Genomic DNA, 13,449 nt, shown 5'->3' with positions numbered 1-13,449 from the left:
AATGCCTATAAAAAATACTATTTGCGTGGTCGGTAACCCAAACTGTGGTAAGACCACGCTCTTTAATGGTCTGACAGGTTCGAATCAAATCGTCGGAAACTGGCCCGGAGTCACCGTAGAGAAAAAAAGCGGTGACTTTGTTTATAAGAACCGTCACATTACAATTGTCGACCTGCCTGGAATCTATTCTTTGCAACCGAGCTCTGCCGCTAGCATCGACGAAAAAGTCGCGCGTGATTACATCCTCCAAAACGAAGCGGAATTGGTTGTTAATATCGTTGACGCCAGTAACCTGGAAAGAAATCTTTATCTAACGGCACAGCTTATCGAAATGCGTGTTCCAATGATTGTAGTTGTGAACATGCTCGACGTTGCTGCCGCACATAAGATTGAAATTAATATTGAGAACCTTCAAAGAGATTTGAACTGCAAGGTTGTCGGTATTGTTGCTTCGAAAGAAGAAGGTCTTAAAGAGTTGTGTGAAGCCATCGATGAACAGCTCGATGACCTTAAAACTCCGCCTAATCCCATTTCTTTCCATGACGACATTACGGAAGCGATTAGACAAATTGGTGCTTTACTAGCTAAGCAGAATGTTGAAAAACCTCAGTGGGTTGCAGAGCAGCTTCTTGAAGGGGACGAAGAACTTCTCACTCGTCTTCATGGCGTTGACTTAACAGAAGCAAAAAAGATTATCGATGCTCTTAACGAGAAATATCAAGGTGACTTAGATATTGCGATGGCCGATGCTCGTTACAGCTTTGTATCTGAAGTCGCGGCCGATTGCATCATCAGAAAAGGCGAAGTCAATCAGAGCACTACGGAAAAAATCGATAAGTTCGTTCTTAACCGTTGGCTCGGTATTCCGTTCTTCCTGTTCGTGATGTATCTGATGTTTGTTTTCTCAATCAACATCGGCTCGGCATTTATTGATTTCTTTGACATCCTTTTCGGTGCAATCTTTGTAGAAGGTTTTGGAAATCTCCTTACTTCCTGGGGAACGCCGGATTGGGTAAAGACAATTTTGGCTGACGGCATTGGCGGCGGTATTCAAACTGTTTCTACTTTCATTCCGGTAATTGCTTGTTTGTTCTTGAGTTTGTCCTTCTTGGAAGACTCTGGCTATATGGCCCGAGCTGCCTTTGTGATGGACCGCTTGATGAGAACGTTAGGCTTGCCGGGAAAATCCTTTGTTCCATTGATTGTTGGCTTTGGCTGCAGCGTTCCTGCCATCATGGGCGCTAGAACGATGGAAAAGAGATCCGACAGAATTACCACAGTCCTCATGGCTCCGTTTATGAGCTGCGGTGCGAGACTGCCGGTTTATGTTCTCTTTGCAACAGCTTTTTGGCCGTTAGGCGGACAAAACTTAGTTTTCTCTCTTTACCTGATTGGTATTGTTGTTGCGATTATCACCGGTTTCGTACTTAAACGTACGGCTTTGAAAGGCGCACCTACAGCCTTCGTGATGGAGATTCCTCCTTACCATTTACCTACAATCAAGACATTGGCCTATCGTACATGGGATAGATTAAAGAGCTTTATTCTCAAGGCAGGTCAGCTGATTGTTATTATTGTGGCGGTTTTAGCCTTCTTGAACTCTTTAGGGACCGATGGTTCATTTGGCAACGAAGATACTGACAAATCCGTTCTTTCCAATATCGGTAAGACAATCGTTCCGGCATTTGAACCAATGGGTATGCAGCAAGATAACTGGCCTGCTGCTGTAGGCATCTTCACAGGCATTCTCGCAAAAGAAGCCGTAGTCGGCACATTGGATTCTTTATATTCCGGCATGGGAACTCGTTCTGCTCAAGGTGACGACAATGAAGTTAACACTGTTAAAGAACCTTCTCCTGCAGTAGAGGAAGAGGAAAAAGAATTCAGTATCTGGGAGTCCACAAAAGAAGCCTTTGCTACTATTCCTGAAAATCTTTCCAAGCTTGGTGATTTCTTAGTTGATCCGTTGGGCGTCAATGTAGAAAAAGATCTGACTGATGTTGATGAGCAGGCTGCAGAACAAGAAGTTGGCGTTGGAACCATCCACAACATGAAGAAGCTTTTTGACGGAGATTTAGGCGCTTTCGCTTATCTCGTTATGGTTCTTCTTTATATCCCATGCTGTGCTTCCATTGGTGCAATGTATCGTGAAATCGGCGCTAAATGGACCATCTTTGCAGCATTCTGGACTTCAGCTCTGGGCTATGGCTCTGCCACATTGATCTATCAGATTGGCCGTTTTGGCAATCACCCGGTCTATTCTTCCCTGTGTATTGCTGCAGTCTGCTTAGTGTTCATTCTGATCTTTGCCTATCTAAGAAAAGAAGGTAAAGGTCCGGTGATGGAGTAAAAGGTAATGACATTAAGTGAACTTAAAATCTTGGTGCAGGAACGGGGGCAGATTTCTCTGAAAGAGCTCTCCCTTCACTTCGGGTCTGATGAGTCTGCTATTGAAGCCATGATGGATCGTTGGATCCAAAAAGGACTTGTTAAAAAGGTTGAGCCAACAAAAGCTCAATGTTCAGGATGCGCCTTTTGCGGAGATGACGCACGTTTTCATTACGAATGGATTGGGCCTAGAGTAGTGAAATTTATGAATAAATAACCGAGTTTCGAATTAATCCTCCAAAAAATCGGCTGCTCAAATGACTTAAGGTTGAGCAGCCGATTTTATTAAAACAGCAACGAAGAGCTAGATCTTGCTTTCAGGCAAGGTAACTGTGTATGGGAAATCAGTGACCTTGACGGATTCTCCTTTAACGGTGAAGTCAGAGTCAAGATAATCAGCCCTGATAACGAAGAGGAAAGTATTACCAACGCATTGGATAACACGTCCCATCGGTTCGTTAATCATGAAAACTTCTGTCCCTTCATCTACGTTTTCGATGTTGGCCTGACCAAGAAGCATACGGCGTTTTACACGGCCGAGATGCTGAGTCTTGGCAACGACTTCTTGTCCGGTGTAGCAGCCTTTATTAAAGGAAATAGCACCAATCAAATCCAAGTTCAAGAACTGTGGAAGCCACTCTAAGCTTTCAGCCTTGTCAATCAAAGCGACGCCTTCTTCCATGAGTGCTTTAGGAAGCATATTTTCTTCGGTCTTGCCGGATTCCATCATGTCAGGCAGTTTGCCAAAAGCCACGAACTTGGCGGAAAAACCGTCGGCTGCCTTGCTTGGAAGACGTACTACGGTTACTGACTTTCCGCGGTAGGCCTTCATCGGTTCTGCTGGAATAGCGGGGCAGACGGTAATTTTTTCAGAGTCTTTTTCTTTTGTGGCGAAGAAAGTGATGGGAACAGACTCGATGGCGATGGTGACTTTACTTCTAAGAATAAACTTAGAGAGTCTTTGAACTTCTGTCTCAGCAATAGAGACAGGCATCATCAAACCGAATCCGTTTGGAATTCTGAAAATTAAAGAGGAAGAAGCTACACGCCCTTGATGATTGCAGCTGGCCGTCCATTTTGCTTCGTCTTCTTTAAAGTGATGAACATCTTGGGTTAATTGGCCCTGAAGAAACGATTCAGCATCGTCTCCGGTGACAGAGACTAAACGGTAGTTAGGTTCATTGCTGAATGTCCATAAATCAGAACTAGACATAGTCATAATTTTCTCCATTTCTAGATTTTGCTAGGTTACCTTCCAAGCAATGTACTGAATGGCATTGCTAAACAAATTAGGCAACGAAGGTTTTAAAGATTGTATCTAATGTTATGAGAAGCTCAAGACCTTAACGGAATTCAATCTCATAAGTAAAATTAATAGCTCCAAAAACTAAAGTCGGAAAGTGCTTGTATAGGTACACTTGAACTTCTGAACAAAAAGACTGTAGGAGATGATATTGCTCAAGATAATTAAGTATTTTGCACTTGCCGCCGCAGCTGCGGCAGCCCTCGCTGTCTGCTATGGTTATTGGTATGTTCAGGATCGGATTGTGCCTTTTCCGGAGGGACAACAAGAATTAGTTTTAAAGGTTCATAAGGGAGATACCACAAGAGTCATTGTGAGGGAAATGCAATCGGAAGGGCTTGATGTGCATCCTGACATATCCGCTTTAGCTTTTAAGCTGTTAGATGCAGATAAAAATATTCATGTCGGGCGGTACCTAATTCCTAAAGGCTGGACTCTTAATGAAATCATTGCTCACCTTAAAAGCGGCAAGGTGATTATGAGCAAGATTACCTTTATTGAAGGAACGGAAACAAAGAAAATTGTCGATAAGGTCAATTCAGACACTAACTTAGAACAGAGCACTGAACCGGTTACTATGGAGAATGTAATGAAGGTGGTTGGAGCACCTGAAAATACTCATCCCGAGGGTCAGTTTGCTCCGGATACATTTGTATTTGCCGCAGGAACTCCTGTGAATTCCATTCTCAAACAAGCTTATAACGAACAGCAAAAAAGATTGAAAAAAGTTTGGAACTCTCGCGATCCTTCCATCGCGGTAAAGAATCCTTATGAATTGTTGATTCTTGCAAGTATTATCGAAAAAGAGACAGGGCATCCGGAGGACAGAAATCTGGTCTCCAGCGTGTTTAATAATCGTCTGAAGAAAAATATGCTGTTGCAGACAGACCCGACGGTTATTTATGGAACGAAAGACTATCAAGGAAAGATCCTTCGCTCCCATTTAACTGCCGATCATCCCTACAACACTTATATTCACCCGGGACTCCCTCCAACTCCTATTGCAAATCCGAGCTTGGCTTCTTTAGAGGCCGCTGCGCACCCTGCGGACACCAAATATTTATACTTTGTGGCCAAAGGTGAAGGAAAATCTTATTTTTCTCAAACCTTACGGGAGCATAATGCGGCCGTACAGAAATATTTAAGAAGCAAAGGAAAGTAATCGTGAGTGCAAAACCAAGAGGACGTTTTATCACAGTAGAAGGCGTTGACGGCGCAGGTAAAAGCAGTCAAATAGATGTGATTGCACAAGCGATTCGGGACAGAGGAATTGAGTTAGTGATCACGAGAGAGCCTGGCGGAACTCCGACGGCTGAAAAAATAAGAGAAATTCTCCTGCACGATGAAATGTCTCCGAAGTGCGAAATGCTTCTTATGTTTGCTTCTCGTCAAGAGAATTTAGACAAGGTAGTTAAGCCGGCAATTGCTGAAGGGAAGTGGGTACTATGCGATCGCTTTACCGACGCTTCTTATGCTTACCAGGCCTATGGGCGTAATCAGCCCAAAGAATGGGTGGATTTGTTAGCTGACTTTGTTCATTCAGATATTTCTCCCGACAGAACAGTTTTGTTCGATATCGATACCGAAATTGCCGCAGCAAGACTTCAAAGAAAACTTGATCGTTTCGAAGCTGAAGAGAAAGACTTTCATAGAAGGGTCCGTGAGGGCTACCTGACTCTGGCAAGAAACGAACCGGAAAGATTTTTAGTTATTGATTCTTCTCAGCCAAAGGAAGAAATAAGCGCTTTCTTAAAAGAGGAGTTTTCTAAATGGGGCTAGCTCCTTATCCCTGGCTCCAGAAGCCTGCAGAGTTATTGGAGTCCTTCACAAAGAAACTCCCGAGTTCGATTCTTATTCACGGTCCCCGAGGCAGCGGAACGTATGAGCTTGGAGAAGCCTTTGCTAAGTTAATCTTATGTAGTTCTCCTATAGACGGACACGCTTGCGGACAATGTGCTGAATGTAAGTTAATTGAAGCAGGCAACCACCCCGATTTCAAACTGCTTCTCTCAGAAGCAGAGGAGGCGATCCATCCTCTGCCATGGCAAAAAGAAGCTAAGCCGGTCACGGGCAAGAAAACTATATCCAGAACTATTTCTATCGAACAGATCCGTGCATTAAGCGACTTTATCGGAATCAGCTCTCACCGAGGAGGGCGAAGAGTTGTTTTGGTATATCCCGCTGATACCATGATGGCGGATCAAAGTTCAGCTCTTCTTAAAACTCTGGAAGAGCCGCCTCCAAGCATGGTTTTTATTCTCGTGTCAGACAACTTGGATAGGATGCTGCCGACGATTCGTTCAAGATGCCAGCTTGTGAGAGTTGCACCTCCGACACAGGAGCAAGGAGTTCAATTTTTAAAAGAAAAGGGTGTTGAAAATCCCGTCGAGGAACTAGCTAAGCTTGGCGGAATGCCTTTACTTTATTTTGAGCAAGATCAGAAACTGCGTTTAGATCCGGAAAAAGAAGAAAAACTTTTAGACCTACTGGCAAAAGGACCTGCTTTGGATGCCCGCAGCATAATTGATCTTTCTTCGGCGGAATATTCTTTGGTGCCTTTAACTACGCTTCTGCAAAGATGGTGTAATGATCTGGTTTTAGTTTCTCAAGGACTTCAACCGCGTTATTTCTTAAGAAGAGCAAATCAAACAAAATCTATAGCGTCGTCAGTTAATCTCAAAAAGCTGTATGCATTTTGGGATGACCTGAATACAACCAGACGCCACCTGCAGATTGCTTTGAATCCCAGGATGATGACGCAGGATATGCTCTTTAAATATAAAGATATCTTTCCAAAAAGACGGTAGTTTTTTATAGGTCTGGTTTCTTCTTCAGAGCCTCTACGATAGTCTGTTCATCCGGAATAATGTACTTACTGGTTGTGCCGACTGAAGCATGCCCAAGAGCAGTTTGTACGACGTTAACCGGCATGACTTCCAAACTTGTTACGGCAAAGGTGTGTCTGAGCCAGTGAGTGGAACTGGTGCGTAGTTTGGCCGCGTCCAATGGACGTTCCTTTTTAATATGGTCAGCGACATCGCCTAAGAAATTAGAAAGGATGACGTAAAGACCTGAACGGGTTACGCCGCCTTCTAAATTCTTTTTAGATTTCCTCATAGAAGCCAGAAGCAGGGATTGAGAACCGGCTTCATCTCCCAGTGGCGGAAGATTGCGGAGTTCTAAGTAATCGGAAATCATTTTTACTTGTTCATTGGACAGAGGAAGGCGTCTTTCTTTGTCTCCTTTTCCAATGACGGTAATAAACATCACGCTGCTGCCGCCGATGTTGCGAGCTGCAATCCAAGAAGAGCGGGCGTTAATCATTTCGCTGCAGCGCATGCCCAGACCTTTTCCTAGAAGCAGAATAACTTTTAATCTTGCTTTTTGAATGGACTCTGGCATCGCCTCAAGATAAGCAAGGATCTCGTCCCATTGTTCTTTAGACAAAGATCGATCAGCATATTCTTTCGGCTTTCCTTCCCCCGGAAGAAGCGGTATTTTGGGAGATATCTGATCGAAAGGATTCATTTTCAGATATCCCGTTTTTTGCAAGAAGGAAAAGAGCTGACGCACAACGGTCATAGCAATTTTTCTGCTGGAATAAGACAAAGCCGAGCTAAAAGGGCGCCAAGCTCCGGACGATCGAGTTGTATTCTTTGGTCCGAGCCAGGTACTTTGAGGCTGGTTCCAGCGGGCACCCCACGTTTCATCGCTTGAGCGCCCAAGCATTTCTAACCAAGTTAAGTATTCTGCGCAGTCTTCCAAGGTAAGGGAGGAGAGGGCAGTTCTTTTTTCGATAATGGCCCAAAGAAGAAATCTTTCTGCTTCTTTCTTATAAGCCGCTTGAGTATTTTGATTTTTTCCTCTTGCTTTCAACCAAGAATGAATAGCCTGTAGGTCATCCTCAGCGCTAAGTTGACAGTTGGCTTTGTCTCCGCGGTTTGTTCCTTCTCTTCCGTTAAAAAGATCAGGTACCTTAAAAGATTCGAGAGGAACAATTTGTGAGCGCTCGGAGTGCATGAAACCAGCGCGTTGCGGAACTTTTTTGAAGTGAGTTTCAGGATTAACGACTTCAGTAAATTGGGCTCCTGCTACAACACCGATTTTATGTCCGTAGTAAGGCTTGGTAAGTTCGATAGCCTTTTTTAAAACAGAATCCGGAAGCTCTACTCCTTCTAGGCGATGGTCATACAACCATTTAAGGATTCCATTCGCCGTTTCCTTTTCAAGATGGACGGATTTCCACCAATTATTGTCATTGATATAAATTAAGTCCATTAAGTCATCTAGGTTGTATATTTCGTTGGACTTAAGGTGTTCCGAGACATCTTCAAAAAAGTACTGTGAAAGGGGAGCATCAAAATCTAATTGGGACATAACAATATTGTTTTTTCAGCAAGCTTAGGTTTTGGCCTGTGTTGTGTTCGATTATGGTTCCAAAATTCTTCCTCAATAATAAGACGGAAATCAGCAGAAACGAGAAGGTAAGAGTTCAATTGTCTTTTGAGAAAGAGAAAATTTCCTCAATGTAATTTAGTTCAAAATTTTTGGGATGAGTATTACCCACTGCAATTGAAGCTTTGATTTACTAAATTTTATATATGAGAGTTTTTTATGCGTTGAGTCGCAAGGAATCATCGGGATATAGAAGAACCTCTCACTTTCGGAGCAAGCGCAATTTTGACAGCAAATTGTTTAGCTTCGGAACGAGTTTTTAATCCATCTACATAAAACTGCACTCTATAGCTGTCGCTCGGTAACTTTCCTTGCCATATGAACCTCTATCCATGTTTCTCTGCGTGTCTATGCGTCTTGAAAGGTGCCTATTTTTTTGCTAACATCTACTTAACGCGCCCTTCCTCTGGTTTATTTGTCCAATTGAAGACTGATAGACTTTCGAGGAAGGTCATTTTTTTATATTGTCAATGAAGTTTTCCCAATCGGGGATAAATCCGAGTGTCTCTAACGTTATGCCAAGCGGATAGGATGTTGGGAATTTCGTCATGAATGCCTTCATCTTATCTGCCCACTCAGATTCAGGCTCAATGAATCGTATAAAGTGCACCAGTCCACAGAGATAAAAAAAGAGCTTTCTTTTTTCCGTTTGTGTGAAATTAGAACTCCACCTGATGGGAGAGAAAAGATCTTTGCCACTAGGTGTTTTAGGTACGAGCGAAAATCTTCTGTTCCACAGTCGAGAGTGATGTGCGCATATGTTTCTCAGTTCATTAAAACATTTCAACCAAGATAAAAAGGCTGGCGCTCCTTTAAAACCATACTGTTGACTGACTATTTCCACCCATTCAGAGTTTAGAAGTTGGAGCAACCATGAAGCTTGCCCAAAATCCCAAGTCTGGCATATTACCCAGACAGGAATATTGTCTTCACCGTAGAAACGTAAATAATGGAGGATACAGTCTTCTTTGGATTCTTTTATCTTTTTATTTAATTTTTCAAGCCAAAAGAGATATCCCTTACACCTACATTCCTTTTTGAAATTCTCTGGTTTGTCGTAGAATTTTGGATCTCTTTGACCGAGATGATAAGAAATTGAGGATCTGAGAGAGATTTCAATTCTTTCAATAGCGTCTAGTAAAAGTAATCTTAGACGTTTATCAAATTCGTAAAGTTGGATGACGTAATCAAAAGACGCGCCTTTTTTAAAAGAATTAAGTTTATTTTCTTCTTTAGAGATAAAGTAGCTTTCCCTCAGTACGTAAGAATATCCACTTAGTCTGTAGTAGCCAAATTTTTTTAAAGATGTCTCAGCGGCTTGAATATCGGAAATGATGAGTCCTCGGGATTGCATCAGTTCTATTTGTTGTTCGGTACTTAGCCAAGGCTTAGGAGGATAGTTGCACGGCATTAATAAAAGCTCCAAAGCATTTATTTAGTTTTTAATTTTAAACAAACATGCTTTAAAACATGCTCTATTTTTGCTAAATTCATGTGCCTATATATGCTTTTACGTGTTTCCAAAAACACGAAAAGCCTGCAGGTGCGGGCTTGTGTAAATATGTATGTCTTGGTGCGAGAGGTCGGACTCGAACCGACACGTCTAAGACACTAGAACCTAAATCTAGCGCGTCTACCAATTTCGCCACACTCGCTTTTTTGAAGAGCCGTAATTCTACTACAAAATCTAAACTGAGTCTTTTGAAATTATTTTTTAGAGAAGTCCGCGCCGGCCAAGTATTTCTCTAGCCAAAGAGAGCCAATGATGGTTTTTACATCAGTAATCTCGCCATTCAGGGATTTTTTGACAAGTTCTTCCCATGGAAAAAGGGAGAGTTCTACGAATTCTCCAGGATCAAGATGTTGTTCTTTTTTAACAAGATCTTTGGCGAGGTAGATCCAAATACTTTCGTTTGAATAGCCAATAGCATTATTGATCTTTCCTAGGAAGACCCAGTTTGCGGCTTCGTAGCCGGTTTCTTCTAAAAGTTCGCGTTTGGCACAGACAAGAGGATCTTCATTTGGGTCCAATTTCCCGGCAGGAATTTCTAAAAAAGCTTTTCCGGCTGGGTATCGCCATTGTCTTTCTATAACAACCTGGCCGTCATTGGTCAAAGGAATAATTGCCGCTGCTCCGGGATGTTTAATATATTCTCTTGTTGTTATTTTTCCGTCCGGAAGTTCAACTTTGTCTCTGTAAATTTTTAAGAAGTTGCCTTTGTAAACTTCCTCAGTTGAAATTTGCTTTTCTTCGAGAGAATCCATTTCAAGTCCTTATAGCTAGTCACTTTTGACGAATCTCAGAAAGCTTATCACGTTGGTATGAGTTTTCTAAGTATTTGCCTTAATGCCTAGAATAGGTTCAGGGACTTTATTCTTCCTTATTAACTTGCAATAATTTACAAAGGAAGGGGGTGCAAGAAAAACCCCAAAAGGAATTACGATGAGCACAAACACTATACCTTTAAGAACTTCTCAAAGTTTTGTTAACTGGTTCTCTATCTGCTATTTTGCATGCGCAATCGGCATGTTCATCTACCTCTGGGCTAACACTCCGGTTATTGCAGATTTATGGACAAGTCTATTAGATTTCGCCTTCAACATCATGTATGTTGTAATCGGTGCTCTTTTATGGCCCGGCACTCTGTTGGCCATGTTAGTAATGGGCTTTTATTAATTTTTAGAAAAAACGAACGTTTAGGCTCCATTGAGTTCTTCTCTTTGGAGCTTTGGTCGTTGCTTGTCATTTTTTTTAGTATTTCGTACGAAGCGGTTCTGAATGGACCGCTTTGCCTTTTCAGGAAAAGATTCTTCATTTTTTTACGTTTTGCAGTTAGGCAAATTTAATCGCTAAGATCTTTTTCTAAACTGTGTCTGTTTTCAGAAACTTAGAAAAGAAAAGGCTGCAAACACATGTTATGTTTGCAGCCTGCGTGGTTAGAATCTAAAAACTGCGCTTTTTAACTTCCGGCAGTTTCTTCTAACAGTTTCCTATTAGACCGGAGCTTTGGGCATAGGAGCCGGAGCGCCTTGTGGACCGAAACCTTGCGGTCCGAAGCCATGATGGCGTTGCGGAGCAAATCCATGATGACGTGGTCCTCTATGGCCTCTGAAGTGGCTCTTGCTTTCGAGAGCTTCTAAAACTTTAACTTGTTCTGGAGTCAGAACCTTAACAAGTTCAGCACGAGCCTTGATCAGGTTTTGAGTAGCCTCGAGTTGCTGCTGGAGTCTGGTAACTCTTGCTTCTAAACGCTGTTCTTGGCTGAGCTGCCAGCCCGGAGCTTGCTGGTTTGCATTTCTCTGAGCATGAAGAGCGTCGATAGCAGCGGAATAGTTATTCCAAGCGGGCTTCTGAGAATCGTTCAAGTTAAGAGAGCCAAGCAAGTAAACTTTTCTGTCCTGATAGCCGACTGCTGGACCGCGCATTTGATTGCCCGGGCCAAAATAGCAAGGAGCGCCGTTGTAAGTGCCGTAACAAGGAGCGCCGCAGTTAGGACCAGGGCCCACCATTCCCATACCGCAGCCGGGGCCTGGTACCCACTGAGCAGATGCGGCAGTTGCTAAGAGTGCTAAGGAGCCGATAAGAGATCCCTTGAGAAGGAGCTGAGATGCTTTGTTCATCATGGTTTCCTTTGATTGAATTATTGGAGGTATGGAGCTTCTTGCTCCATGCATACAAGATACACAAAAAGCCCGATATGTAACATCCTAAGTGTTAATTTGATTAACTGAGCGTAATAATTCGTAATACGCAGGGCAATTTATTTACATTTCTCATGCAATAGGTAGCCATTATTAGCTAAGAGAAAGTCCTGAATAGAAAAGGCCCGAATTTTTCGGGCCCGAAATACTAACACATTAATAAGTGAGAGCCGGTTTTAAAGTTTTGGCTTCTTCGACCCATTTTTCTACATCTTTCAATGTTGGAGAACGTTTTGCAAGATGCTTTTCTTCGTTAATTTCAACAACCTTTTTAGCTAGATTTGCCGGAACACGGTTTTTCAATTCGTTAACTGTATCTACTCCTGCACGTTCAAGAATCTCAGCGTACTGGGGTCCAATGCCGTTGATGCGAATTAAATCAGCATGGTTGGCGAACTTTAGGATCAATTTCGGAGAAATCTTTGTTTCCTCTGCTAATTTCTTTCTTAAGGCCGGAGTTGCGGTTTTGGAAAGATATTCCGAGGTAGTAAAAATACCAGCGTCATTGAGTTTTTTTGCATATTCCTCACCGACACCTTCAATATCTAAAACTTTATAATCCATAAACTCACCTTAGAAAAAGAGATGTACATACCTTGGAATATAAAGGGTTTGCAAACTAACTAGGTTCCTAATACCCCAAAATAAGTTCCGTTTTCAAGGTTAAAAACAATAAGATCAAAGTAGTTAAGTATCATGGCTAGTAACAAAGTAGCCCTCGGGATATCATTAGCTCTCGGAGCGGCAGTCAGCTGGGGTGCGATGGGGATCGCTGCCCAATATCTTCTTCACTATTGTCGTTTTGAAGCAATCGATCTCGTTTCTATCCGTCTCGTGTCGGCCGGAATTCTTTTGCTGCTTATCTACCGAATTCTAGGCGGTACAGACGTCATGTCTCCGTTCTCTTCTCGGTGGGCATTTACGCAAGTGGCTATTGCAGGCGTTACTATCCTTGGTTCCCAACTGACATTTATGCTGTCTATCAAAGCTGCAGATGCGGCGCTGGCAACTATTTTATTTACCGTCATTCCTTTGATGTGCGCCGGTTATTACTGCGTTGTGGACAAAAAGTTCCCTTCTCCGGCAACTTGTCTTTGTTTTGTCCTAGCCTCAGCCGGCGTTGCTTTGGTCGTGACGGACGGAGACTTCAGCAAGCTGAACTTCTCTGTTGTGGGGTTGCTATGGGGACTGTGTTCCAGTGCTTTATGCGCTTTGTACTCCATTCAGCCTCAGAAAGTTATAAAGAAATTAGGAGTATGCCCGGTTGTCGGATGGGCCATGATAATCGGAGGACTTGTTGCTTGCTGCTTTAATCCTCCTTGGACGCTTCAGGTTGACTGGAATCTTAATTCGATTGCGGCTTTCACTTTTATTGTAACGATCGGAACCGTTTTATCTTTCTGGTGCTATCTTTCCAGTGTCAAATATCTTTCAGCAGTTTTAGTCAGTCTGATTGGGTGCATGGAACCAGTTACGGCTTACATCCTGTCTATCATGTTCTATGGAAAATCCGTTGGTCTTTATGAACTGTTAGGAATTCTTTTTGTATTTGCAAATGTAATGATCATTTCTGTTCAGTCAGAGGAGAAAAAGAACTAAAA

At 42.6% G+C, this 13,449-nt stretch carries 13 protein-coding genes and 1 tRNA gene; 7 read left to right on the top strand and 7 right to left on the bottom strand.

From position 1 onward, the window contains the following. Nucleotide 1 precedes the first annotated feature (1 nt). Together feoB and RDK53_RS04840 are read left to right on the top strand one after the other, a co-directional pair. Nucleotides 2-2,350, top strand: a complete 2,349-nt coding sequence (gene feoB / locus RDK53_RS04845; protein ID WP_308513541.1) for a Fe(2+) transporter permease subunit FeoB — start codon at nt 2-4, stop codon at nt 2,348-2,350. Between the two features lie 6 nt (nt 2,351-2,356). Next, nucleotides 2,357-2,605, top strand: a complete 249-nt coding sequence (locus tag RDK53_RS04840; RefSeq protein ID WP_308513540.1) for a FeoC-like transcriptional regulator — start codon at nt 2,357-2,359, stop codon at nt 2,603-2,605. 87 nt (nt 2,606-2,692) lie between these two features. Here RDK53_RS04840 and RDK53_RS04835 read toward each other — a convergent pair whose 3' ends face one another. Beyond that, a complete protein-coding gene (locus RDK53_RS04835) occupies nt 2,693-3,607 on the bottom strand; it encodes a folate-binding protein (RefSeq protein ID WP_308513538.1) in 915 nt (304 codons plus the stop codon). Nucleotides 3,608-3,842: 235 nt separating this feature from the next. On the opposite strand from RDK53_RS04835, the gene mltG reads away from it, so the two are divergent. The 3 genes from mltG to RDK53_RS04820 are packed head-to-tail and all read left to right on the top strand — an operon-like array spanning nt 3,843 to nt 6,498. Continuing rightward, a complete protein-coding gene (gene mltG / locus RDK53_RS04830) occupies nt 3,843-4,853 on the top strand; it encodes an endolytic transglycosylase MltG (RefSeq protein WP_308513537.1) in 1,011 nt (336 codons plus the stop codon). Between the two features lie 2 nt (nt 4,854-4,855). Beyond that, nucleotides 4,856-5,470 carry a dTMP kinase gene (tmk, locus tag RDK53_RS04825; RefSeq protein ID WP_308513536.1) on the top strand — a complete coding sequence of 205 codons (615 nt, stop codon included), beginning with the start codon at nt 4,856-4,858 and terminating at the stop codon, nt 5,468-5,470. Continuing rightward, on the top strand, nt 5,461-6,498 hold the full coding sequence (locus RDK53_RS04820; protein ID WP_308513535.1) for a DNA polymerase III subunit delta': 1,038 nt from the start codon (nt 5,461-5,463) through the stop codon (nt 6,496-6,498). The genes tmk and RDK53_RS04820 overlap by 10 nt, the downstream gene beginning before the upstream one ends. Before the next feature lie 4 nt (nt 6,499-6,502). On the opposite strand, the gene RDK53_RS04815 is transcribed toward RDK53_RS04820, so the two are convergent. The 4 genes from RDK53_RS04815 to RDK53_RS04800 form a co-directional block, all read right to left on the bottom strand. After that, nucleotides 6,503-8,068, bottom strand: coding sequence for a tyrosine-type recombinase/integrase (locus RDK53_RS04815; protein ID WP_066592676.1), 1,566 nt, complete (start codon nt 8,066-8,068; stop codon nt 6,503-6,505). Between the two features lie 529 nt (nt 8,069-8,597). Next, on the bottom strand, nt 8,598-9,557 hold the full coding sequence (locus RDK53_RS04810; RefSeq protein WP_308513534.1) for an Abi family protein: 960 nt from the start codon (nt 9,555-9,557) through the stop codon (nt 8,598-8,600). 160 nt (nt 9,558-9,717) lie between these two features. After that, nucleotides 9,718-9,801: transfer RNA gene (locus RDK53_RS04805), tRNA-Leu, on the bottom strand. A 52-nt stretch (nt 9,802-9,853) separates the two neighbouring features. Continuing rightward, the gene (locus RDK53_RS04800) at nt 9,854-10,411 is read right to left on the bottom strand and encodes an NUDIX hydrolase (RefSeq protein ID WP_308513533.1); all 558 of its coding nucleotides are present in this window, start codon (nt 10,409-10,411) and stop codon (nt 9,854-9,856) included. Between the two features lie 178 nt (nt 10,412-10,589). Between RDK53_RS04800 and RDK53_RS04795 the strand changes: the two genes are divergently transcribed. Beyond that, the gene (locus RDK53_RS04795; RefSeq protein ID WP_236578504.1) at nt 10,590-10,823 is read left to right on the top strand and encodes a hypothetical protein; all 234 of its coding nucleotides are present in this window, start codon (nt 10,590-10,592) and stop codon (nt 10,821-10,823) included. A 317-nt stretch (nt 10,824-11,140) separates the two neighbouring features. On the opposite strand, the gene RDK53_RS04790 is transcribed toward RDK53_RS04795, so the two are convergent. Both RDK53_RS04790 and RDK53_RS04785 read right to left on the bottom strand, forming a co-directional pair. Then, nucleotides 11,141-11,770, bottom strand: coding sequence for a Spy/CpxP family protein refolding chaperone (locus RDK53_RS04790; RefSeq protein ID WP_308513532.1), 630 nt, complete (start codon nt 11,768-11,770; stop codon nt 11,141-11,143). Nucleotides 11,771-12,004: 234 nt separating this feature from the next. Next, nucleotides 12,005-12,412: a DUF4332 domain-containing protein gene (locus RDK53_RS04785; protein ID WP_066592663.1), complete on the bottom strand. Its 408-nt coding sequence runs from the start codon at nt 12,410-12,412 to the stop codon at nt 12,005-12,007. 132 nt (nt 12,413-12,544) lie between these two features. Here RDK53_RS04785 and RDK53_RS04780 point away from each other — a divergent pair, with 132 nt between their 5' ends. Then, complete coding sequence (locus tag RDK53_RS04780; protein WP_308513531.1) at nt 12,545-13,447, top strand: DMT family transporter; 903 nt, start codon at nt 12,545-12,547, stop codon at nt 13,445-13,447. The last annotated feature ends 2 nt before the right edge of the window (nt 13,448-13,449 follow it).

It is taken from the genome of uncultured Turicimonas sp. (assembly GCF_902477955.1).
Taxonomy (GTDB): Bacteria; Pseudomonadota; Gammaproteobacteria; order Burkholderiales; family Burkholderiaceae_F; genus Turicimonas.
Note: the sequence above shows the minus strand (reverse complement) of the source record. Positions and strands in the feature narration are given on the sequence as shown.

What these genes read in the sequence shown, in the direction of transcription:
- RDK53_RS04815 (WP_066592676.1), bottom strand. Translation starts at nt 8,068, where the DNA reads ATGTCCCAATTAGATTTTGATGCTCCCCTTTCACAGTACTTTTTTGAA.
- RDK53_RS04795 (WP_236578504.1), top strand. Translation starts at nt 10,590, where the DNA reads ATGAGCACAAACACTATACCTTTAAGAACTTCTCAAAGTTTTGTTAAC.
- RDK53_RS04835 (WP_308513538.1), bottom strand. Translation starts at nt 3,607, where the DNA reads ATGACTATGTCTAGTTCTGATTTATGGACATTCAGCAATGAACCTAAC.
- RDK53_RS04800 (WP_308513533.1), bottom strand. Translation starts at nt 10,411, where the DNA reads ATGGATTCTCTCGAAGAAAAGCAAATTTCAACTGAGGAAGTTTACAAA.
- RDK53_RS04790 (WP_308513532.1), bottom strand. Translation starts at nt 11,770, where the DNA reads ATGATGAACAAAGCATCTCAGCTCCTTCTCAAGGGATCTCTTATCGGC.
- RDK53_RS04840 (WP_308513540.1), top strand. Translation starts at nt 2,357, where the DNA reads ATGACATTAAGTGAACTTAAAATCTTGGTGCAGGAACGGGGGCAGATT.
- RDK53_RS04810 (WP_308513534.1), bottom strand. Translation starts at nt 9,557, where the DNA reads ATGCCGTGCAACTATCCTCCTAAGCCTTGGCTAAGTACCGAACAACAA.
- RDK53_RS04780 (WP_308513531.1), top strand. Translation starts at nt 12,545, where the DNA reads ATGGCTAGTAACAAAGTAGCCCTCGGGATATCATTAGCTCTCGGAGCG.
- RDK53_RS04820 (WP_308513535.1), top strand. Translation starts at nt 5,461, where the DNA reads ATGGGGCTAGCTCCTTATCCCTGGCTCCAGAAGCCTGCAGAGTTATTG.
- feoB (WP_308513541.1), top strand. Translation starts at nt 2, where the DNA reads ATGCCTATAAAAAATACTATTTGCGTGGTCGGTAACCCAAACTGTGGT.
- RDK53_RS04785 (WP_066592663.1), bottom strand. Translation starts at nt 12,412, where the DNA reads ATGGATTATAAAGTTTTAGATATTGAAGGTGTCGGTGAGGAATATGCA.